At 67.1% G+C, this 21246-nt stretch carries 22 protein-coding genes and 2 pseudogenes; 12 read left to right on the forward strand and 12 right to left on the reverse strand.

Annotated features, from left to right (window positions below; translation table 11 throughout):
* Positions 1-30 precede the first annotated feature (30 nt).
* Positions 31-435, forward strand: a complete 405-nt coding sequence (locus ACFTZB_RS09280; RefSeq protein ID WP_378431228.1) for a RidA family protein — start codon at positions 31-33, stop codon at positions 433-435.
* A 5-nt stretch (positions 436-440) separates the two neighbouring features.
* On the opposite strand, the gene ACFTZB_RS09285 is transcribed toward ACFTZB_RS09280, so the two are convergent.
* Complete coding sequence (locus ACFTZB_RS09285) at positions 441-1781, reverse strand: potassium channel family protein (RefSeq protein WP_378431230.1); 1341 nt, start codon at positions 1779-1781, stop codon at positions 441-443.
* A gap of 225 nt (positions 1782-2006) precedes the next feature.
* Between ACFTZB_RS09285 and ACFTZB_RS09290 the strand changes: the two genes are divergently transcribed.
* Together ACFTZB_RS09290 and ACFTZB_RS09295 are read left to right on the forward strand one after the other, a co-directional pair.
* Positions 2007-2456 carry a PPOX class F420-dependent oxidoreductase gene (locus tag ACFTZB_RS09290; protein WP_378431232.1) on the forward strand — a complete coding sequence of 150 codons (450 nt, stop codon included), beginning with the start codon at positions 2007-2009 and terminating at the stop codon, positions 2454-2456.
* A gap of 53 nt (positions 2457-2509) precedes the next feature.
* Positions 2510-2992, forward strand: a complete 483-nt coding sequence (locus tag ACFTZB_RS09295; RefSeq protein ID WP_378431233.1) for a hypothetical protein — start codon at positions 2510-2512, stop codon at positions 2990-2992.
* 85 nt (positions 2993-3077) lie between these two features.
* Here ACFTZB_RS09295 and ACFTZB_RS09300 read toward each other — a convergent pair whose 3' ends face one another.
* The 5 genes and pseudogenes from ACFTZB_RS09300 to ACFTZB_RS09320 form a co-directional block, all read right to left on the reverse strand.
* Positions 3078-3305, reverse strand: coding sequence for a hypothetical protein (locus ACFTZB_RS09300; protein WP_378431234.1), 228 nt, complete (start codon positions 3303-3305; stop codon positions 3078-3080).
* A 110-nt stretch (positions 3306-3415) separates the two neighbouring features.
* A complete protein-coding gene (locus tag ACFTZB_RS09305) occupies positions 3416-4171 on the reverse strand; it encodes an AIM24 family protein (protein WP_011595185.1) in 756 nt (251 codons plus the stop codon).
* Entirely contained in the window at positions 4168-4869 is a 702-nt protein-coding gene (locus tag ACFTZB_RS09310) for an AIM24 family protein (RefSeq protein ID WP_378431235.1), read from the reverse strand. Before ACFTZB_RS09310 ends, ACFTZB_RS09305 begins: the two co-directional genes overlap by 4 nt.
* Before the next feature lie 5 nt (positions 4870-4874).
* Complete coding sequence (locus ACFTZB_RS09315; protein WP_280780522.1) at positions 4875-5498, reverse strand: AIM24 family protein; 624 nt, start codon at positions 5496-5498, stop codon at positions 4875-4877.
* 79 nt (positions 5499-5577) lie between these two features.
* Positions 5578-5793 (reverse strand): annotated as a pseudogene (locus tag ACFTZB_RS09320) (DUF475 domain-containing protein); the annotation flags it as partial.
* Here ACFTZB_RS09320 and ACFTZB_RS09325 point away from each other — a divergent pair.
* Positions 5735-5962 carry a hypothetical protein gene (locus ACFTZB_RS09325; RefSeq protein ID WP_378431237.1) on the forward strand — a complete coding sequence of 76 codons (228 nt, stop codon included), beginning with the start codon at positions 5735-5737 and terminating at the stop codon, positions 5960-5962. The pseudogene ACFTZB_RS09320 and the gene ACFTZB_RS09325 sit on opposite strands and share 59 nt — an antisense overlap.
* A gap of 699 nt (positions 5963-6661) precedes the next feature.
* On the opposite strand, the gene ACFTZB_RS09330 is transcribed toward ACFTZB_RS09325, so the two are convergent.
* Positions 6662-7714 (reverse strand): hypothetical protein, encoded by a 1053-nt coding sequence (locus ACFTZB_RS09330; RefSeq protein ID WP_378431254.1) that lies wholly within the window; start codon positions 7712-7714, stop codon positions 6662-6664.
* On the opposite strand from ACFTZB_RS09330, the pseudogene ACFTZB_RS09335 reads away from it, so the two are divergent.
* A pseudogene (locus tag ACFTZB_RS09335) lies at positions 7689-7919 on the forward strand (IS630 family transposase); the annotation flags it as partial. The gene ACFTZB_RS09330 and the pseudogene ACFTZB_RS09335 overlap by 26 nt on opposite strands.
* Before the next feature lie 67 nt (positions 7920-7986).
* Here the strand turns inward: ACFTZB_RS09335 and ACFTZB_RS09340 are convergent.
* From ACFTZB_RS09340 to ACFTZB_RS09360, 5 genes are all read right to left on the reverse strand, one after another.
* The gene (locus ACFTZB_RS09340; protein WP_378431238.1) at positions 7987-8394 is read right to left on the reverse strand and encodes a hypothetical protein; all 408 of its coding nucleotides are present in this window, start codon (positions 8392-8394) and stop codon (positions 7987-7989) included.
* Between the two features lie 137 nt (positions 8395-8531).
* Complete coding sequence (locus tag ACFTZB_RS09345; protein ID WP_378431239.1) at positions 8532-8774, reverse strand: hypothetical protein; 243 nt, start codon at positions 8772-8774, stop codon at positions 8532-8534.
* Positions 8775-8932: 158 nt separating this feature from the next.
* Positions 8933-9643: a substrate-binding periplasmic protein gene (locus ACFTZB_RS09350; protein WP_378431240.1), complete on the reverse strand. Its 711-nt coding sequence runs from the start codon at positions 9641-9643 to the stop codon at positions 8933-8935.
* Positions 9644-9718: 75 nt separating this feature from the next.
* The gene (locus tag ACFTZB_RS09355) at positions 9719-11137 is read right to left on the reverse strand and encodes a glutamine synthetase family protein (RefSeq protein ID WP_378431241.1); all 1419 of its coding nucleotides are present in this window, start codon (positions 11135-11137) and stop codon (positions 9719-9721) included.
* A gap of 258 nt (positions 11138-11395) precedes the next feature.
* On the reverse strand, positions 11396-12826 hold the full coding sequence (locus ACFTZB_RS09360) for an aldehyde dehydrogenase family protein (RefSeq protein WP_378431242.1): 1431 nt from the start codon (positions 12824-12826) through the stop codon (positions 11396-11398).
* Between the two features lie 80 nt (positions 12827-12906).
* Here ACFTZB_RS09360 and ACFTZB_RS09365 point away from each other — a divergent pair, with 80 nt between their 5' ends.
* From ACFTZB_RS09365 to ACFTZB_RS09395, 7 genes are all read left to right on the forward strand, one after another.
* The gene (locus ACFTZB_RS09365; protein WP_378431252.1) at positions 12907-14289 is read left to right on the forward strand and encodes an aspartate aminotransferase family protein; all 1383 of its coding nucleotides are present in this window, start codon (positions 12907-12909) and stop codon (positions 14287-14289) included.
* A gap of 25 nt (positions 14290-14314) precedes the next feature.
* Positions 14315-15802, forward strand: coding sequence for an aldehyde dehydrogenase (locus ACFTZB_RS09370; protein WP_378431253.1), 1488 nt, complete (start codon positions 14315-14317; stop codon positions 15800-15802).
* Between the two features lie 10 nt (positions 15803-15812).
* Positions 15813-16568 carry a gamma-glutamyl-gamma-aminobutyrate hydrolase family protein gene (locus ACFTZB_RS09375; RefSeq protein ID WP_378431244.1) on the forward strand — a complete coding sequence of 252 codons (756 nt, stop codon included), beginning with the start codon at positions 15813-15815 and terminating at the stop codon, positions 16566-16568.
* Between the two features lie 80 nt (positions 16569-16648).
* A complete protein-coding gene (locus ACFTZB_RS09380) occupies positions 16649-16837 on the forward strand; it encodes a ferredoxin (RefSeq protein ID WP_378431246.1) in 189 nt (62 codons plus the stop codon).
* Positions 16838-16840: 3 nt separating this feature from the next.
* Complete coding sequence (locus ACFTZB_RS09385; protein ID WP_378431247.1) at positions 16841-18088, forward strand: NAD(P)/FAD-dependent oxidoreductase; 1248 nt, start codon at positions 16841-16843, stop codon at positions 18086-18088.
* A 144-nt stretch (positions 18089-18232) separates the two neighbouring features.
* On the forward strand, positions 18233-19342 hold the full coding sequence (ald, locus tag ACFTZB_RS09390) for an alanine dehydrogenase (RefSeq protein WP_378431249.1): 1110 nt from the start codon (positions 18233-18235) through the stop codon (positions 19340-19342).
* Between the two features lie 387 nt (positions 19343-19729).
* Positions 19730-21037: a flavin monoamine oxidase family protein gene (locus ACFTZB_RS09395; protein ID WP_378431250.1), complete on the forward strand. Its 1308-nt coding sequence runs from the start codon at positions 19730-19732 to the stop codon at positions 21035-21037.
* The last annotated feature ends 209 nt before the right edge of the window (positions 21038-21246 follow it).

The following is a 21246-nucleotide window of genomic DNA, read 5'->3' on the forward strand; positions in this document are numbered from 1 at the left end:
CCCGAAAACCAACCACACAGGAGTATCGATATGTCCGACACCACCGTCATCCGCACCGAAGGCGCCCCCGCACCCGCGCACACGTTCAGTCAGGGCATCAGGAAGGGCAACCTGCTCCAGGTCTCGGGGCAGGGCCCGATGGACCCCGTCACGAACAAGTACATCGCCGAAGGCGACGTGCGCGAGCAGACCCGCCGCACCCTCGAGAACGTCAAGGCGATCCTCGAGGCCGGCGGTGCGAGCGTGGAAGACGTGCTGATGTTCCGGGTCTACCTCACCACCCGTGACGACTTCGCGGCGATGAACGACGTGTACGGCGAGTTCATCGCCGAGAACGTCCCGAGCGGTCAGCTGCCGTGCCGCACCACGGTTTTCGTCGATCTCCCGCACGAGGTCATGCTCGTCGAGATCGACGCGCTGGCAGTGACCGGCTAGGGGCGCTACGCGGTGACGAGGTGGCGGCAGCTCATCCGCGGCGACACGGGAAGTTCCGTGAAGACGGGCTCGGACGCGTCCGCGGTCGCCACCTCCAGGTAGAGGTGGCTGCCGTCCGCCACGACGCCCTGCGGGTGCAGGCCGATCAGCTCGGCCACCACGTACGTGGCGCTGAGGCTGGTGACGTCGCGGATGATCCCGAGCCGCAGCAGCGACCGCGTCTCCGCGATGGCCTCCTGCTCACCGGCCCGCAGGACCAGTCGCAGTCCGGGGGAGAGGGCCTGCGCGGCCACGGACACGGCGATGTTGTCGAGGTCGTCGGAGCCGACCGCGGCCAGCGCCATTGCGCGGCGCACACCCAGTCGTTCGAGGAGTTCGCGGTCGCCACCGTGGCCAACCACCGTCGGGATGTTCATCGCCCGCACGAGCCTCAGGTTCTTGGCGTGGGGGTCGCGCTCGACGCCCACCACCGCGACCCCGAGCGCCTGCAGTTCCCGGCACAACCGGAGTCCGACCTGGCCGAGACCCACGACGATGACGTGACCCGACCGGGGCAGGACCCGGCTGCCGACCAGGCCGACGAGCCGCGGGCCGAGCAGGCGCTCGATGATTCCGGCGGTGAACATGGCGGTGAACACCACGGTGAACAGCATCGCCACCGACGCGAAGATTGCGTAGGCGGGGCTGCCGTGGGTGTCGGCTCCCGGCCCCACCGTGGTCACCACGCGGACCGCTTCGTTGAACGCGTCGAGCGGCGCCACGTGCTGACCGAGGATCAGCCACAGCCAGTCGGCGAGCAGGACGGCGAGGAGTCCTGCGAGCCCACCGAGCAGGATGCGTGTGCCGATGTCGTGCGACCGCAGCAGACCCGTCGCGCCGGTCGCCACCGTGCGCCACCAATTCCGCCGGGGCAGGTCGACGTGCGCACCCTCGGGATGGCCGTCGATCGTCCGGACCGTCAGCATGTGCTCGCCCGCATGCCGGGCCGCGACGAGTTCGGGGTCCAGGCACGGACCGGCGAGCGTCGGCGCGGCGAGGTCTGCCGGCGACGTCACCGTGCACTGCGGGAGCAGGTGGGACAGCTGGTCCGCGACCGTGCGGTCGAAGATCGTCACCACCAACGGGATCGATGCCGAGATGTGCGCGGCGGCCAGCGCGTACCGCAGCGCGACGACGTCGTCGCGCGCCAGGACCGCCATCCCGCGCGGTTCGTCCGCCATCGCCAGGCGCAGTTCGTCGTCGTCGGGGGCGACGAGATGGCGGACGTCGAAGTCCCTTTCGCGAAGGGATGCACAGACCCGTCGGGCCACGGTGGTTTCGCCGATGACGAGATAGGAGTCGTTCACGTGTGGTCCTTCCGGCTCGGGATCACGAGAGCGTACCCGAGAAGAACCGCGGATCCCACCCGAGAGCGCGTACCGGTGAGTAGCCGGAACGCGTTCTCGGCCAATGAGTTTGCGATACATCCACCCTACTCGTCGGTAGGAGCGACCCGGATCGTCACACCGGTCGAGACGAGGCCGCCGAGGGCCGCCGGGAACACCGCCCCGGCGTCCGTGGTTGGGTGAGACATGAGTCTCGATGCGAAAGACGACCGGCGACCACTTCTCGACCTCGTCGGCGCACACAACCGGGCCGTCCTCGCGACGGTCAAACGCGACGGACGCCCGCAATTGTCGAACGTGATCTATGCCTGGGATCCCGGCACGCAGACGGCGCGGGTGTCGGTGACGGCGGATCGGGCCAAGACCCGGAACGCCGCGCGCGACCCCCGGGTGTCGCTCCACGTCAGCGCGACCGACTTCTGGAGTTACGCGGTGGTGGAGGGCGACGCGGAACTGAGCGCGGTCGTGACGGACCCGCACGACGCGGCGGCGGACGAACTCGTCGAGGTGTTCCGGCAGGCGGCGGGCAAAGAGCACGACGACTGGGAAGATTTCCGCCGCGCGATGGTGTCCGAACGCAGGCAGGTGCTCCGGGTCCGGGCGAAAAACGTGTACGGCATGGCCCAGCTGCCCTGAGTGCGCGAAACGTAGCTGTGGCAGCCGATCGGAGCCGGTGGGACGATTGAGTCGTGCGCAGGAGGCGGTGGCCGGCGGCACCACCGCCCGCCACGGAGGGAATCGTGGTGCACGGGCCGGTCGAGCTCGTGACGAGCCGCGATGTGACCCTGCGCCTGTCGGAGGTCGTCGCTCACCCGAAGGGCATGCTGTTGCGCATCGAGTTGACGGCGAGAGGCAGATCCGCTGATCTGGCGCGTCACGAGACGCGTCCCCTCGACGATCCCGACGACCCCTCGGCGCGGTGGTCGTATCTTGCGGTGAACGTCCGGGTCGACGACATGGAGGGCGTCGCCGACCCCCGTCACCCGCATGCGACGTCGACGGCCGCGGCCGCGGACGCGTCCGAGTATCACTCCGCGCCGCACTACTGGATCAGCGACTACCCGGAGTCGGGGACGATCACGCTGACCGCGGGGTGGAAGGAGATAGGGCTGCTGCCGAGGACCCGGACGATCACGCTCGGCCCCAATCCGAGTATGCGGCCCACCCGGTAGCGGTATGCCCGGTAGAAAGACGAAGGTGCCCTTCGGCGCCGTGGGAGCGTCGAAGGGCACCTTCCTCCTGCGAGGGGAACGCAGATCAGGGCAGCGGAACCCAGGTGCCGAAGAACCAGAATCCGTGCGGGCTCGGCGCCGGTGCCTGCTGCTGCGGAGCGTGCTGCTGCGGTTGGGGCTGCGGTGCCTGCTGCTGCTGGGCGGGAGCGGGGTTGTGGCCCACCGGGTCGGCGCTGGCGACGCCGGCTCCGATGCCGAGTGCGGCGAGGGCGATACCACCGGTTGCGACGGCCTTGGTCACGACGGACTTCATGCGGTTCCTCCTGGAACGTATCGGATGCTGTGTCAGAACTTCCTGACACAGATCAGATTGCTCCCCGTCCCTGCCACAACTCTTCGCTCAGCCTGGCAATCTCCTGCACGTCAGCGAGGCTGCTCCGCCAGCTTGGCGGCGATCACCCCGTTGAGTCGCTGCAGACCGCTCGGCGTGATCCCGTGGATCTGGCCCTCGATGCTGCGCACCACATGGGTGTCGCTGAGGACCTTCTCGCTGGACTGGATCAGAACCGTTCCGGCGCCGGTGAAGTCGAACTGCCGTTCCTCCCCGGAGTTGATGCCCATCATGTGGGCGCCCGCCGCGAGGAAGTTGCTGATCCATCCCTGGTCGTAATGGTGGCTCGGGGACGGGCAGTCGGCCCACCCGACGAGTGCCTCGGGGTCGATCCGCAGCGGCGGTTCCGCGAACATCACCGGGCCGTTGGACGACGCCAGGAACTTGCCGGTCCCGATGAGCGTGAGGAATCCGGGCACGATGGACTGGTTCAACGCCAGACCCGGTTCGAACGCAAGGAGATTCGATGCCCGGATCGTGAGGTTGCCGTCGTCGAGGTCGTACGAGTTGATGTCGTATCCGCGGTCGCCGATGATCAGTTTCCCGAATCCTTCGGCCACCGCGTAGTCGCCCATGTACAGCGGCGCCGAGAACTGGTTGGCGACCATGTGCAGTGCGGCGCCGTGCAATCCGTGGGTCAGCGCCTGGAACTGCATCTGGCCGTAGTACGCGATCATCGCACCCTTGCGGATGAACCAGGGCGCGGTGAGGTCGATGCAGAACGCGTAGCTGTTGTCGGGAATGTTGTCGCTGGCGCCCAGCGTCGACGGATTGTGGATGGCGGTCACAGTTTCTCCTCCGAGGCCTGAACGTAGACGATTCCCTGACCGGTGCACTGCAGTTGCATCGCTTCCCCGACGCCGCGGCCAATGGCCTCGCGCCAGCCGACAGCGGATTTCAGTTCCACCTGGACGCTGCCGTACGTGCCGACGAACGCGTCGGGGTCGACGAACACCGGATTCGGTCCGCCCACCGGGAGTTCGATGAAGCCGCCGTGCGCGAGCAGGACCGCCGACCCGTACCCGGACAGCTGCGTCGTGAACATTCCGGTGCCGGACAGGGCTCCTGCCGCCGCACCGCGCAGCGCGCCGAGCATGCCGCGCCCACCGCCACCGCCGCCCTGACTCACCACCGAGACCACCGAACTCTGCAGTCCCGCATTGTGAGCGAGCAGCCGGGACGCCTCGACGCACAGGGCACCGCCCTGCGACATGTCCACGACGTGCACCTCGAGCCCGGCGTGACCGTAGTGCACCTCGCCCTGCCCCTGCGCCAGCATCGTGCGTTCGTGCTCGCCCTGCATCATGCGTCCGGCCATCCGGGTGAATCCACCCATGCCCGCCATCGACTGGGAGCCCGGCACCTGGTGCGGCGAGAACTGGACCTGGCCGGTGTAGAACAGCATCGCGCCGGTGCGGGCGACCACACCGCCCGCGGCGCCGACGTCGACCTTGACGACCTTCGAGTTCACTTTCGAGAAGACCATGGGGCTCACCGCTCTGCCGGTTGGATGGAGACGACGCCGTGACCGTCCCACTTCAGGGAGAAGGCCTCACCGTTGCCCTGGCCGACGGCGCTGCGCCACGACACGTCGGTCACGAACGACTGCGTCACCTGCCCGCGCGCCGAGACGAACGCGTCGGGATCGACCACGAGCGGGTACTGCGGCGACACCTCGAGGTGGATGAGCGGTCCGCCGGCCGACAGCAGGGCCACCTGACCCTGACCGGAGACGGTCGTGGTGAACAGGCCCTGACCGCCGACGCCGCCGCGCAGCCCGGTGAACGTGACGTTGGTGTTCAGATTGCCGCTCAGCGCGAGAAGCTGCTGCGACTCCACCTGCAGGGTCTCGTTGGCCAGGTCGACGACCGACACGTACTGTCCGCCCACCGCGAGATACACGACACCGTGTCCGGAGCATTCCATCAGCGACAGCGCCTCGCCGGTGGCGCGCCGCTTCATCCCGGCGAGGACACCGTCGCCGCCACCGAAGCCTGCCGACTTGAAACTGACATTGCCCTCGTAGGCGATCATCGAACCCTGAATCGCCCGGATGGTGGTTCCGGCGAGCTGCGCCTCCACCACCTTCTTCGACTTGTCGAGCAGCCGCCCCATGGTGCCCTTTCCAGTGTCGAGCGGCAGTGCCCGTGACCGAGTCACGTGCACTGCCGCTGGATGTGAGTACAGGCAGAACCTAGCCGACGGACACCGGGTTCTGCTCGTCCACGTCGTCTTCCGCTTCGCCGACGGCCGCGGCGGCCTTGCGGTTGCGGACGATGCTGGAGATGAACGCGGCGCCGATGAGGGCGACGCCGACGAGGCCGGTGACGTTCTCGTTGACGTGGTAGCCGATGGAGACCAGCAGGATCAGGGCCAGTGCGCCGATGGCCCAGTGGGCGCCGTGCTCGAGGTTGGTGGAGCAGTCGGCCTACGTCTGGTACGCGCAAGACGCAATGCAGGATTCGCCGATGCCGGTCGAGCAGGCGGCAGAGGTGGTCAGCCGAATCTGGTACACCACCTTCTTCGGTGCCGCTGCCGAGGCCGGGAAATGCGACGACCGCGGCAGACAGCGGGCCTGATCGCTGCTCGCTGCACACCTGGGGCGGAGGTGCCATGTCGGGGCGGACACTGAGTTCGTCGCCGGATCGATCTCGCCGGCTGCGCACCGGGTGGCGATCTCGTAGGCGGTGCAGCCGTGGGTGCCGGGACGGTCATCCGGGGCCTCGGCGCGGGCGCGCCACAGGAGTTCGCCCGGGAATGTGTGCTGCTCGTTCCCGGGCGGCGACGCGTGCCGTACGGCAGTGCATGGCACACGATATGAGCAGAATCGCGACGGGGCGCCGGTGAGGTGCGGTGCGGTGCCGGAAACGGTGGCGGCGCGAAGAGGCGCGGGCACGGGGTGTGAGTGCGAGAGATGTTGTGGCGCAACCAAGCGCAGCCCCCGCCAACGATGAAGATCAGCTGGCAGGGGCGCTACACGGACAACCCGCACGTGAGAACGAGCGGCGCATTTCTGATCTTGGTGAGCGGCAGCAGTGAAGTCCAGAAAATGTGATCCACACCATGACACTATTTTCACCCAGCTCGGGCATCGGACCTCGGATTGCCGCGGAGGTGAATGGTGATCGACGCCGAGTACGGGCGGGCCCGTGAGGTGGCCGGCGATCCGGTCGAGCAGGGTATTGGCCTCGCGTTCTTTGACCACGAGCATCTCGCGCAACGCTGTGATGGTGACGCTGGGATCCGGACTGGTCATCGGATAAACCCCTTTCCGTCGGTTAGCCGCGGACGCCGCGGGTGTTGGCGACCGGAACCAGGTCGTGCGGATTCTTGGAAACCCCGGCACGCAGGTGGTCCAGGGTGGCGCGGGCCTCGACTCGAGACAGGTCGAGGCGGGTGAAGGTGTCACGGTCGGTGGCCAACTTCACCAGGGTGATGGTGGTGTCGTGCCCGGTGCCTGGGTCGATCGCGCGGGTGCCGAGTTCCATCGAGATCGTCGCGATGATGCCGTCTCGGTCGGCCTCGAAGATCTCGTGGACGGTCCGGATGGCCACTTCGGAGACCGCTTTGGCGTAGCGGTCCTTGCGGGCCTTCGCCGTCAACGGGGTACTGGTGATCGAGTCACTTGCCTTGGCGTACTTGAACGCCTTCTCCGCCGGGAGGGCAGCCGGGGCCGGGACGGTGACGGTCAACCGCAGTTCCCGATCCGCGGCGTCGAACGCGAAGTCGTGCTCGACGGGGAAGCAGTCCGGGTACACCGAGTTGCCCAGGACGATGGACACGTACTCCTCGAGAGCCCACGGCTCGCGCTCCTGCAATGCCACCATCAGCCGCTCGAGTTTCACATTCGCCGACAGCGTCGATTCCCGCCGCTCGCGGCATTCGCGTTCGTACTGCTCCTGCGCGGCCTGCAGTTGCTGCGCACGCTCGGCCTCGAGCCGCGCATAGGTGTGCTCGTTCTCTGCCTCGGCCCGGTTGCGGTCGGCGAGCAGCTGCTGCCAGTGGTGGTGTTGCTGCCAGAACAGCGCCTGGGCGTCGGAGATCGCGACTGCATGCTTCTTCTTGCCGCCGAGCGCCGCTCTGAGCCCGGTCGGGGCCGGGGGCTCGGTGTAGACGGGTTCCGGCGGGTAGGGCAGCGGATCGGGGCGCCGGGTTGGGGTGGTCAGATCGGGCCGGTCGAACGGCGGGGGTGCGATCTGCTGCCGCAATGTCGCCAGGTCGACGTAGTCGTCGACCGCGAACGTCGCCGACAGGAGACTGTCGATGGCCTCGGACTGCTCGGCCAGCTCGGCGTTGACCCGTTCGACTCCCACATCCTCGTCGTGGCTCAATCTGGGCGAGCGTTGGTTTCGAGAGCTGGCTGATAAAGCTCTGCGGCGCGGGGTCTTTCACTCCGTGCCGCACCTCATCGCCTCGATCGAGGAATACCTCGACGCCCACAATGAACTCCCTCGCCCGTATGAATGGACCGCGACCGCCGAATCCGTCCTCGCCAAGGTTGCGCGCGGCCGCGTCGCGCTGGAAACGATCAGCTAAATCCGAGACACCACTAGCTCCTTGGGGTCACTGATGTGGATGGCGAGGAGCGCGTCGCTGCATTGAGTCACGTTGAACCGGCTTCGACAGCGTGCGGCGCCAGCGTCGATCGGGTCGATTGGCGCGCGAAGTAGGCATTGTGTATCGTGCGCGCGATACTTGGGTCGCAGTCGGGCAGGTAGATCGCCTGTCGAAGGGCCTCCAAGAAGCGGGCTGTGGTCATCCCAAACTGGACCATGACTTCCTCTGCCGGCGGCCCGCCGTACGGGAGCCAGGTCTGCGCGACGCGGATCAGCTGGTCGGACTCTCGCGGAACGCGGGAGTGCCTTTCCGCGCGGATTTTGTCGCGCAGCAGCTGACGGTGAGCGCGTCGGTGCACAGTGGGGTGCTCGTCAGTGTCGGTGCAGTCGGCGAGGCTCCTGCTCGACGTGGGATCGGGCGGGAAGTCACGGGTCGTGAGGTGCGGTTCAGACATGGGAAACCAGCTGTCCAGGGAAGTGTTTCAGTCGGATAGTTGTCCGGGGTTCGAGCCGGCAGTACCGGCAGATGTCGGTGCTCGTAGTCGGGCGACGATGCGCGGCAGGCTAATCAGCGCGCCAGGCTGGGCTGTCGTCAGGGAGTCGTGCTGTGTGTCTCGTCGAGTTCCGTGAGGATCGAGGATCCGTACACATGCTCGAGATCGGCGCGACTGCGTTCGGAAAGGCGCCTTCGGTGGAAGCGGATTGCATCGAGTAGTCGGCGGCGATAGTCGTCGACCTCGATGTGGAAGAGATCCCTGATCCGGTCCGGGGGTGGTCCGCCGATCGGCGCCCACAGAATGGCCAGGTCGAGGAGGTCGTCGTCGGGATGCGTCACCGTCGATTCCACAGGTTTCTCCAACCGTTGACGGGTAAGTTCTTCGGTAGTGACCAAGATGGCGGGTTGGGCGGCGGCCACCGTGCAGGTGCAGATGTCGGCGGTCGCCGCCCGTCTTCACGGACAGTCGATATCGTGCCAGGGAGGTGACGGCACGTTCACAGGGGAAATGCTTTGGTGGGGAACGCGTTGTTCCATATTTCGGCGAGCGTGCCGTCCGCGATCAGGTGCTGGAGCGCCCCGTTCAACCCGCTGCGCAACGCCTGTGAATCTTTTCGCACCGCAATGCCGTACGGGTTTCCGGTGGGTGCGATGAATGCGACGCGCAGCTTACCGGTCGCTTCGAGCGCGGGCAGAACGATCTCGTCGTCGACAAACGCATCGATGGTGCCATCGACGGCGGCGTCGGCCATCTCGTGGAAAGCATCGTCGCTCGAGCCGAATTCGACGACCTCGGCGCCGACGAACGACGCCGCCAGTGCAATATTGGTGGTGCCGGTGATGGCTCCGACCTTGCGGCCGACGAGGTCGGCAGCGGAGTGGATGGGGCTGTCGGTGCGGACGACCACTCCTTCGTTGAACCGTCCGTAGGGGATGGTGAAGTCGACGACTTCCTCGCGGGCAGGGGTGATGGCCTGGTTGCACAGGATCGCGTCGCATCGCTTCTCGGTCAATGTCGGCACGAAATCGGGCCACCGACGGACGTCGACCCACTGCAGGTCGAGGCCCAGGTGGTTGGCCAGTGCCCGGCCGAGGTCGGGTTCGTAGCCGTGGCGCACGCCGTCGACGACGGAGGTCATGGGCGGGGCGGAAATGTCCGTGGAGCACAGGACGAGAGTTCCGGATTGAATGAGTTGCAGATCGCTCACGGCAAGGATCCTTCTGAAGGTGAAACCGGCATGGAGGATCGGACCCCGCCCTGAGGCGGGGTCCGACATGATGAATTACGGGGTGTAACGCAGGTAGGTGTTGAAGTCCCAGTCGGTGATCGCGCCCGAGCGCCGGTTGCATTCGTCACGCTTGCAAGAAGTGAAGGTGTCGTAGAGCGATCCGGGCAGAACGGAGCGGACCGCCTTGTCTTCCTCGAGGGCGTCGAGGGCTTCGGACAAGGTCAGCGGCGGCGGCGCGAAGGTCGAGGAAGCCTCGTCGTCGGAGGGTGCGTAGCCGTTGCGGAGTTCGGGTTTGCCGGGATCGACGTTGCGACGGATGCCGTCGGCCATGGCACCGATCAACGCGGCGTGGGACAGATAGGGATTGACGGCTGCGTCGGGGGAGCGGACTTCGACGCGTCCGGGCAGCACACGATAGTTGGTCGTGCGGTTGTCGTATCCCCAGTTGGTGACCGCCGGGGCGAACAGCCCGACGTCCCAGAAGCGGGCATAGGAGTTGGTCGTCGACGCGAACACCGCGGTCATTCCGCGGGTGTGCTCGAGCAGGCCGCCGAGCGCGTGCCGGCCGAGTTCGGTGAGATCGTCGTCGTCGGCGAACACGTTTTCCTCGCCACGCCACAGGCTCGCATGGTGGTGGCAGCCGTTGGCCATGATTCCGGGGACCGGCTTGGGCATGAAGGTGGCCAGAACACCGAACTCCTTGGCCACCGCCATGCAGATCTGCCGGTAGGTGATCAGTCGGTCGGCCGTCGCGAGGGCGTTGTCGTAGAGGAAGTTGCACTCGAGCTGCCCAGGGTCTTCGTAGTCGGACTGGATCATCTCGAAGCCCAGTTCCTGGGCGTACTGCGTGATGCGCTTGAGGATCGGCATCATTTCCGCGATGTGCTCGAGGTGGTAGGACGGGCCCACCCAGTCGGGGAAGAAGGAGGCAGAGCTGCGGTCGATGGCGTCCGGACCGCTGAACCAGCTCATCTCCGGTTCGCACCCGGTCCGGAGCTCGAGCCCCGTCTCTTCCCGGAAGGCGGCGATGACGCGCTTGAGGTTGCCGCGGGCGTCGGCTTCTTCCGGTTCGCCTGGTCCGACCTCCTCGCGCAGCGAGCGGAAGTGGTCGCAGAACACCCGTGCCACGGCCGGATCCCACGGCAGGACCTGCGCCGTGGCCAGGTCGGGCACCAGCAGGCCCTCCCGGGTGCTGATGCCACCCGGTCCGAGCAGCTCACCGGCCAGGCTCGCCTGCAGACCGCCGGCGGCGGCGTAACCGAAGGGCACACCCTTGCGGGCTGCGGTCTCGAGGAAGTACTTGACCGGCATCACCTTCCCGAGGACACGGCCCTGCACACTCACGTACTGGCAGTGCACGTGCGTGACACCGCGTTCGTCGAACAGCCGCCGACACCGTTCCAATTCGGAGTCGCGGGCGGGATCGCTGAGCGCCAGCTCGAGCAGGGTCGCGTGTTCGCGGGGGGTGGGCATACTTGGCCTCCGGGTCTCAAAGATGGTGTGCTGCGCGGCACCCGATCAAGCGGGTGTTCGTGCCGATGGCGCGTGCGGCGCGCAGGGGAACCCAGGGTCGAACCCTGAGTGATGAATATAACATCAGGCATTAGATGTTATTAGCTTGTTGGGTGTTTCGCAACCCTCGGGGCCGGCGAATTCACCCGTCCAGACCGGTCTGCACGAATGCCCCGGTCGCCGCCGCGAGCGGGGCGTCGGGCCATCGGGCCTCAGGGCTCAACCGTGCTTGATCCAGAGGTGTTTGACCTGCGTGAACTCGTCGATGCCGTAGCTCGAGCCTTCGTTGCCGTACCCGGAGTCCTTGACTCCGCCGTGCGGCATCTCGGGAAGCATCGACAGGTGGTCGTTCATCCAGACGGTGCCGAATTCGAGGCGCGGGGCCGTGCTCATCGCCCGGCTGAGGTCGCGGGTCCACAGGGACGCGGCCAGCCCGAAGGGGCTTCCGTTCGCCCACTCGACCGCCTGGGCGTCGTTGTCGAACGACTGCACGGTCACGACCGGCCCGAAAATCTCCTCCTGCACGATCGCGTCACCCTGCTCGACACCGGTGATCACTGTCGGGGTAACGAAATTGCTGTCGGAGTTCGGGTCGAGGTGGCCGGTCAGAATCTTCGCGTTCTGGGCGCCGTGGATGTAGTCGACCACTCGATCGCGGTGCCCGCGATAGGCGAGCGGGCCCATCTCGATGTGCTCGCCCTCCTCGGGCGCGCCGACCCGGACCGACTCGAACGCGGGCACGAGGCGGTCGAGAAGATCGTCGTAGCAGGACTTCTCCACCAGAAGCCGCGACGCTGCCAGGCAGACCTGGCCGGAGTTCACCGTGGATGCCTGACGAATACCGGCGACCACCGCATCGAGATCGGCGTCACCGAACACGATGGCGGGACAGTTACCCCCCAATTCGAGATGCACCCGCTTGAGCGTGTGCGCCGCCGCGGCGGCCACCGCCTTCCCGGTGGCGACGGCGCCGGTAACCGACACTATGCGAATCTTGGGATGCTGGGAGAGCGCGGAACCGACCGGATCACCCTGCCCGGTAATGACATTGAGGACCCCGGGCGGCAGGATCGGCGCCGCCAGTTCGGCAAGTGCCAGCGCCGTCAGCGGGGTCTGCTCGGCGGGCTTGAGCACGCAGGCGTTCCCCGCGGCGAGTGCGGCGCCGGCTTTCCAGATCGCGCCCATCAGGGGGAAGTTCCACGCCGTGATCAGGCCGACCACGCCGATGGGTTCCCGGCGCACGACCGAGGTCGTGCCGCGGCGGAATCCGTTGGACGCCAAACCCTCTGAGCTACGTATCGCACCGGCGAAGAAGCGCAGACAGTCGATCGCCTCGACGACCTCGCCGCGGGCATTCAGGATGGGCTTGCCCACGTTCGCCGATTCGAGATCGGCCAGCTCGCTCTGGTTCGCAGCCATCGCGTCGGCGAGGGCGAAGAGGTACTCCGAGCGCTCCCGAGGGGTGGTCTCCCGCCAGGTCTGCCAGCCGGTTTCCGCGGCTTCGACCGCACGGTCGACGTCGACGCGGGAACTCGCCGCCACCTCGCCGATCACCGTGCCTGTTGCCGGATTCGTGATCGGCGCTCGTGCGCCGTCGGCGGGGTCGACCCACCGTCCGCCGATGAAGTTCTGGCTGCGTATCTGCGTCATGGGTTGGCTCCTCCGTTGACATCCATAAATCAAACATATAAGACTAGAAGTTAGAAGACAATATTCGGTTGAAAGTAGGAATGGAGGTAGTCGAGTTGAGTGCGAATCCCGTACACACCGTCGATTCCGATCCGAGCAGGCATCTCTGGATGCATTTCAGCAACATGGGCGCGTATGCGCAGGGGGTCGAAGTCCCGATCATCGTCCGCGGCGAGGGTTGCTATGTGTGGGACCAGCACGGGACCCGGTACCTCGACGGCCTGAGCTCGCTCTACTGCGTGAACGTCGGCCACGGCCGCACCGAGCTGGCCGAGGCCGCGGCCAGGCAGGCCACCGAATTGGCCTTCTTCCCGACGTGGTCCTTCGCTCATCCCCGCGCGATCGAGCTCGCGACCAAGATCGCCGACCTGGCACCTGCCGATCTCAACCGGGTGTTCTTCGTCGGCGGCGGCGGCGAAGCCGTCGACTCCGCCTTCAAACTCGCCCGGCAATACCACAAGATTCGCGGCAAAGCCGGTAAGTACAAGGTGATCTCCCGTAACACCGCCTATCACGGCACCACCCTCGGCGCGCTGACGGCGACCGCGTTGTCACCGGCACGGGCCCCGTTCGAACCGCTGCCCATCGGCGGAAGCCACGTGAGCAACACCAACGTGTACCGGTTGGACCCGCAGGCGGTCGATTCGCTCGCCGAGGCGATCCGGGAACGGATCGAGTTCGAGGGACCGGACACCGTCGCGGCGGTGATCCTCGAACCGGTGCAGAATTCGGGAGGCTGTTTCGTCCCGCCGGAGGGCTACTTCCAGCGCGTGCGGGAGATCTGCGATCAGTACGACGTCCTGCTGATCTCCGACGAGGTCATCTGCGCGTTCGGGCGGCTGGGCGAGTGGTTCGGCGCCCAGCGGTTCGACTACGTGCCCGACATCATCACCACGGCCAAGGGCCTGACCTCGGCGTACGCGCCGATGGGCGCGGTCATCGCCTCCGACCGCGTCATGGAGCCATTCCTCACCGACAACAACGTGTTTGCCCACGGTGTCACCTTCGGTGGGCATCCGGTCGCCTCGGCGGTCGCGCTGGCGAACATCGAGCTGATGGAGAGCGAGAAGATGCTCGAGAACGTGCGCGCCAATGAACCGGTGCTGCGCGGAATGCTCGAGTCGCTGCGCGAGATTCCCCTGGTCGGTGACGTGCGCGGGGCGGGCTACTTCTGGGCGATCGAACTGGTCAAGGACCCCGCGAGAAGGCAACGCTTCTCGCCGGCCGAGGGCAAGGCGATGCTGGCGTTCCTGGCCCCCGAACTCTATCGGCGGGGACTGATCTGCCGCGCGGACATGCGCGGAGATCTCGTGGTCCAACTGGCACCGCCGCTCATCGCCGGCCCCGAACACTTCGCCGAGATCGAGACCATCCTTCGCTCGACCTTTGTCGACGCCGCGGCGCTCTCGTTGCAGACCGACTGACCCGAGGAGAAACCTGATGAGCAGCATGATCGACACCACAGGTCTGCCCGAATACCAGATGTACATCGACGGGCACTGGGTCCCCGCCGACTCCGGGGCCCGCTACGCCACCACCAACCCCTACACCCAGGAGCCGTGGTCGACCGCCCCCGACGCCGGCGCCGCCGACGTCGACCGCGCCGTCGCCGCCGCCCGCGCCGCCCTGACCACCGGGCCGTGGTCGACCACCACCGGCGCCGGGCGCGCCCGGTTGATGCGCACCCTCGCGGATCTTCTCGAACGCGATGCCGCCACACTCGGCGCGATCGAGACCACGGACAACGGCAAACTGCTGCGCGAAATGGCCGCCCAGATGGCCTATCTGCCCCAGTGGTACCGGTACTACGCCGGAATCGCCGAGACACTCGGCGGCGACACCCTGCCGTCGGATCGCCCCAACTTTTTCATCTACACCCGCCGCGAGCCGGTCGGCGTCGTCGGCGCCATCCTGCCCTGGAACTCACCGCTGATGCTGCTGGCGTGGAAGCTCGCACCCGCCCTCGCCGCCGGCTGCACCCTCGTCGTCAAACCCTCCGACTACACCCCCGCCTCGACCCTCGAATTCGCCCAGCGCATGGACGAGGCCGGCTTCCCTCCGGGTGTCTTCAACGTCGTGACCGGCACCGGACCGGAGGTCGGCAAGGCCCTCGCCGGCCACCCCGGCATCGACAAGATCGCCTTCACCGGTTCCACCGCCGTCGGTATCGAGGTCGGCCGCGCGGCCCTGCAGAACATGACCCGGGTGCTGCTCGAACTCGGCGGCAAGTCCGCTCAAATAGTCTTCCCCGACGCGGATCTGGAAGCCGCCGCCAACGGTGTCATCGCCGGCGTATTCGCCGCCACCGGGCAGACCTGCCTGGCCGGCTCACGCCTGCTGGTCCACGAATCCATCCACGACGAACTGGTCGAACTGATCGTGCGCCGCGCGCAGACCATCGTGCTGGGCGACCCGACGGACCCGGCCACCGAGATGGGACCGGTGGCGAACGAGAGGCAACTCGCCTCGGTACTCGGAATGATCGACAAGGCGGTCGCCGACGGCGCCACCGTCGCCACCGGTGGTGGCCGATCAACCAGCCGCGGCGGACTGTTCGTCCAGCCCACCGTGCTCACCGACGTCCGGCCGGACATGCCCATCGCACAGGAGGAGGTCTTCGGCCCGGTCCTCGCCGTGACACGCTTCTCCACCGAGGACGAAGCACTCGAATGGGCCAACGGCACGAAATACGGCCTGGCCGCCGGCGTGTGGACCCGTGACCTGCAACGCGCACACCGCGTCGCGGCCGCCGTCACCGCCGGCACCGTGTGGATCAACGCCTACCGCGTGGTCGGACCGGGCGTACCGTTCGGCGGCTTCAAGGGCAGCGGATGGGGCCGAGAAAACGGGCCCGAGGCAGTCCTCGAATTCACCGAAACCAAGGCGGTGTGGGTCGAACTGACCGGCGCCACCCGCGACCCCTTCACGATCGGCTGAGGTGAGCACCATGGACTCCGCCAATTCCGGGCGCGTGAAGGTCGGCATCGTCGTCGGCGTCGAACACGGCGACTTCGGGATGTGGAAAAACATCCCCACCGCGATGCTGCCGACCACCTACATCGAGGCCGTCCGGCGCGCCGGAGGGACCGCGCTGCTGTTCCCGGCCGATGACGACATCACCGAAAACCCGGACCAGGTACTCGATCTCGTCGACGCGGTCGTCCTGGCCGGGGGACGTGACATCGGCCCGGCGACGTACGGCCACGCCGCCCACACCGCCACGGCCGAACCCGACGTCGCGCGCGATCTCGCCGAGCTCGCGGTGGCCCGCCGCGCCCTCGAACGCGATATTCCGATCCTCGGCATCTGCCGCGGCATGCAGATGCTCAACGTCGCCTTCGGCGGAACGCTCGACCAGCACCTGCCGGACTCGCTGGCCCACGACGATCACGCCGCCCACGACGGTGTGTTCGGCAAGCACGAGGTCACCCTCGTCCCGGACACGGTCGCCGCGGACGCCTACCAGTCCGCCACCGCGACCGTGTACTCCGCCCACCACCAAGGCGTCGGCCGGCTCGGCACCGGGCTGACGGTCAGTGCGCACTCGGTGCCGGACGGGGTGATCGAGGCCGTCGAGTCCCCTGCGCACGGGTTCGCGCTCGGTGTGTTGTGGCATCCCGAACAGGACCCGATGACCCCCCTGTTCCGGGCATTCCTCGACCACATCGACGGCCGGGCACACCACCCCCGCTCCGGCTCCTGACCCGTCCGGGAACCCCGGCAGACAACGACCGTACCCAGCGCGGTACAGCCACCGACCACTCAGGGAAGTGAGACCCCATCATGAAAGTCACCGTAGACACGGCGGTATGCGCCGACCACGGACAGTGCATCTTCAGCGCGCCGACGGTATTTCAGTTCGACGACGACGGGAGGCTGGTCTGGGAACCGGCGCCCGACGAATCCCTTCGCGCGTCCGTCGAAGAGGCCGCGGACGTGTGCCCCGTCCAGGCGATCCGTGTGGACGATTAACCGATGACACCACGGATTGTCATCGTCGGAGGGTCCCTCGGCGGACTGCGCGCCGCTGAGCAACTGCGCGTGCACGGCTGGTCGGGTGAACTGACGGTGGTCGGCGCCGAGGCTCACCTGCCCTACAATCGTCCGCCGCTGTCGAAGAACGTCCTGGTCGCCTCCGACGCCGGCGCACTCGGCGCCACCGACCTGGTCAACTATCCGGGTGTGGCCCTGCGTCGGCGCGCGCACGTCGAGGACGTGTCCTGGGTGACGGGCACCGAGGTAACCGGGGCCGTGCTGGCGGACCGCGTCGTGTACACCGCCGACGGGCGCCCGCTCGCCTATGACGGTCTGGTCGTCGCCACCGGTCTGCGGCCCCGCCGATTGCCGATCGACGGTTTCGGCTCGCAGCGGCACGTACTGCGCACCCTCGACGATGCGATCGCACTGCGTGAGCAGCTGACCGCGGGAGCCTCGGTGGTGGTCGTCGGCGGCGGTTTCATCGGTTGTGAGGTCGCCGCCAGTGCCCGCCGCGTCGGATGCCGCGTCAGTGTCGTCGAGCCGTTCACCGCACCGATGCTGCGCCCGCTCGGCTCCGAACTCGCCCGCACCCTGCAGACCTTCCACGAAGAGCGGGGCGTGGTTTTCGAGTTGGGCAGGTCGGTATCGGCCCTGGTCGGACGGCCATCGGATCTCGAGACGCTGGGTACGGTCATTCTCGACGACGGGACCGAACTCAAGGCCGACGTGCTGGTCGAGGCCGTCGGGTCACGGCCCAACGTCGAATGGCTGGACGGGAACGGCCTGGACCTGTCCGACGGCGTCCTCTGCGACAACCTGATGCGCGTCGAAGGGCGCGACGAAGTGGTGGCGGTCGGAGACGTGGCCCGATTCCCGAACCCGAGATTCGGCCCCACCCCGCGTCGCGTCGAACACTGGTGCGTCCCCGCCGACACCGCGCAGCGTGCCGCCACCACCTTGATCCGCGGGCTGAGCCCCGCAGACAGCGGTGACGGGGATCCGGCACCGTTTACGCCGCTGCCAGCCTTTTGGAGTGACCAGTTCGACGTCAGGATCCAGGGATTCGGGCGCACCGACCACGCAGACCGTATCGAGGTCCTGGAGGGCGGATTCACCCCGGGATGGGCATCGGCCGGTGTCGTGGTGGGCTACTTCAGAGAGTCCACGATGACCGGGGTCGTCATCGCCGGCGGCACGCCGGCGCAACGGTTGCGGCACAAGGCCCTTCTCGAGGCCGTGGGCTGAGCCCTCGTCCGCCGCCCACTCCCGGAAGCGGCGCGCCGCGGTCTCGTCCCCTGGTGCGTGTCCTGCCGCGCCCGCCGACTCGTGCCCCGCCGTTGCATCACCACCCGTCTCGACAAACCAAGAAAAGATCGAAGTGAGGGTCCTGTGAAGGTCAGCATTCCCAAGGAAATCAAGAACCATGAGTACCGCGTCGCCATCACCCCGGCCGGTGTCCACGAACTTGTCGCGCATGGGCACGAGGTGTTCGTCGAGGAGTCGGCCGGGGTCGGATCGTCGATCCCGGACGAGGATTACCTCGCCGCCGGCGCGAAGATCCTCTCCTCTGCCGACGATGTGTGGGCCAGCGGTGACCTGATCCTGAAGGTCAAAGAACCCATCGCGCCGGAGTATCACCGGATGCGTGAGGGGCAGGTCCTGTTCACCTACCTCCATCTGGCCGCCGACAAGCCGCTGACCGAAGAGCTGCAGAAACGTCAGGTGACCGGTATCGCCTACGAAACGGTGCAGACCCCGACCGGGGCCCTGCCGCTCCTGGCGCCGATGAGCGAGGTCGCCGGCCGGCTGGCGCCGCAAGCCGGCGCCTACCACCTGATGCGGGCGGGCGGCGGGCGCGGCGTGCTGCTCGGCGGGGTGCCCGGGGTGCCGGCGGCCAAGGTCGTCGTGATCGGTGCCGGTGTCTCGGGGATGAACGCCGCGGCGATCGCACTGGGCCTGCACGCGGAGGTCTCGCTGCTGGACCGCAATGTCGACACCCTGCGCGCCGCGGACCGGATCTACCAGGGGCGCCTGCGCACCGTTACTTCCAACGTCTACGCGATCGAAGACGCGGTCCTGGGCGCCGACCTGGTGATCGGTGCGGTGCTGGTGCCCGGCGCCAAGGCCCCGACGTTGATCTCCAACGAGCTGGTCAGCCGGATGAAAGCCGGATCGGTGCTGGTCGACATCTCCATCGATCAGGGTGGGTGCTTCGAGGACTCACGCCCCACCACACACGCCCAGCCCACCTACGAAGTGCACAACTCGATCTTCTACTGTGTGGCGAACATGCCCGGCGCGGTGCCCCATACCTCAACCTATGCCCTGACGAACGTCACACTGCCGTACGCCCTCGCCCTGGCGAACAAGGGCTGGGAGCAGGCGCTGAACGACGATCAGTCGCTGGCACGGGGTCTGAACACCCACGCCGGGCAGGTGACTTACGCTCCCGTCGCGCACGCACACGGATTCGAGTCGGCTCACCTCGTCACCGTCTGACGGTTCGTTCGTACCCTCCCACTCCGACGGCTGGTTACGGGCCGCCGAACGACCCTTCCCCGCACCGACCCTGTCAGACGGTGGGCGCGGAGAACGGTGTTCGGCGGCCCTTTCGGCATCTTCATCACAGAAGCGGCGGGTGCAGCGCATGACGCCGACGGGGACGCGTCCATCAGCACCAGACTTCGTCGGGTGCATACGACTACGCGGCACGCCGGCCGAGCAGGGACAGGTGCGCGATCCGGCCGGAATCTAGTTGCGTTACCTCCGAATCCCACCGGAACGTGGGAAGCGAAAATCCAAAGAATTAACAATAACCTCTAGTATATGAAGTTATGGGGTGTTAGGTTGTGGTCGCGCTCATAGTTGATGAAGGAGAGAGTGTCGATGAACGAAGTATTTGACGTAGTTGTCGTGGGGGCCGGATTCGCCGGCATCACCGCCGCCCGGGACTTGACCGCGAAGGGAAAGTCGGTCGTCGTTCTCGAAGGACGCGATCGCATCGGTGGCCGCACCTACACCGATGACAAGATCGGGCGGCCGGTGGAACTCGGCGGCGCCTACGTGCACTGGACCCAGCCGAACCTGTGGCGAGAGATGCAGCGCCACGGCCTCGAACTGTCGACACCCGTGCCGATCGACCGCGTCCACTGGCTGGCCGACGGCGCCCTGCACTCGGGCACCGAAGCGGAATTCGACGCCCTCGCCGGCCCGGGCATGGAGCGGTTCGTCGAGGACGCCCGCGAGCATTTCCCGTATCCCCACGACGTCCACACCACGGACATCGGGGAGATCGATCTGGAGACCTTCACCGACCGGATGAAGCGACTCGATCTCGACCCGGCCGAACGCGACATGCTCGACGGCATCCTCTCCTACACGGTGGCCGCACCCGACCAGCAGGCGGTATCGCAAATTCTCCGCTGGGCCGCACTGTATTTCGGAGACTGGCGCGCTCTCTGGGAATCGGGTGCCTACTGGCGCATCGCGACCGGAACCAAAAGCCTGATCGAAGCGATCGCCGCCGAGTCCTCCGCCGATATCCGGCTGTCGACTCCGGTGTCGACCATCGCGAACGACGGCGACGAAGTGCTCGTCACCACCCGGGCGGGGGAGACGATCCGCGCCAGATCCGTCATCGTGACCGTCCCGGTCAACGCCCTCAACACGATCGAATTCTCGCCCGCGTTGAGCGAGGGCACCCAACGCCTCGCCGACGAGGGACACCCGATGCGCAACCGCAAGATGTGGGTCCGAGCCAAGGGCGAGATCGAAGCGTTCACCGCCTACGCCCCGCTCGGGGCCAACCCCATCACCATCGCCATGACCGAATACCGTCTCGACGGTGACACCTTGATCGTGTGCTTCTGCCCCGACGCCACCGCGATCGACCCCGACGACAAGGACGCAGTCCAGGACGCGTTGCGCGCGTACGTGCCCGACCTCGAGGTCGTGGACACCGACGGGCATGACTGGGCTGACGACGAATTCTCTCAGGGCACCTGGATGATGATGCGTCCGGGACAGCTGTCATCGGCTGTCCCCGACATCCAGAAGCCGCACGGCCGTGTCTACTTCGCCGGCAGCGACATCGCGCCCTCGTTCGTCGGGTGGGTCGAGGGTGCTCTCGAAAGCGGCGCCCTCGCCGCCCGGAACGTGGTCCGCGATCAGAAGGCAGCCGCCCCGCAGGCCTGAGGGCCCGACCCCGGCTTTTCGACGACTCGGCAGCCAGTAGCCGGAAGTCCGGACGGCGGGCTCGTCGATCGCCGGATGCCTGATCCGGCCGCAGCGGCGAAGGCACTCGCGGATCGCCGCGGCCGTCAATCCCGGCGTGGGCATCGGGCCCGAACGGGCCGGACCCCGATCACCTCCGTACCCCCCACTCGACCACTATTTTTCCCGGG

Source organism: Rhodococcus sp. NPDC057014, assembly GCF_042673295.1.
Classification (GTDB): Bacteria; Actinomycetota; Actinomycetes; order Mycobacteriales; family Mycobacteriaceae; genus Rhodococcus_F.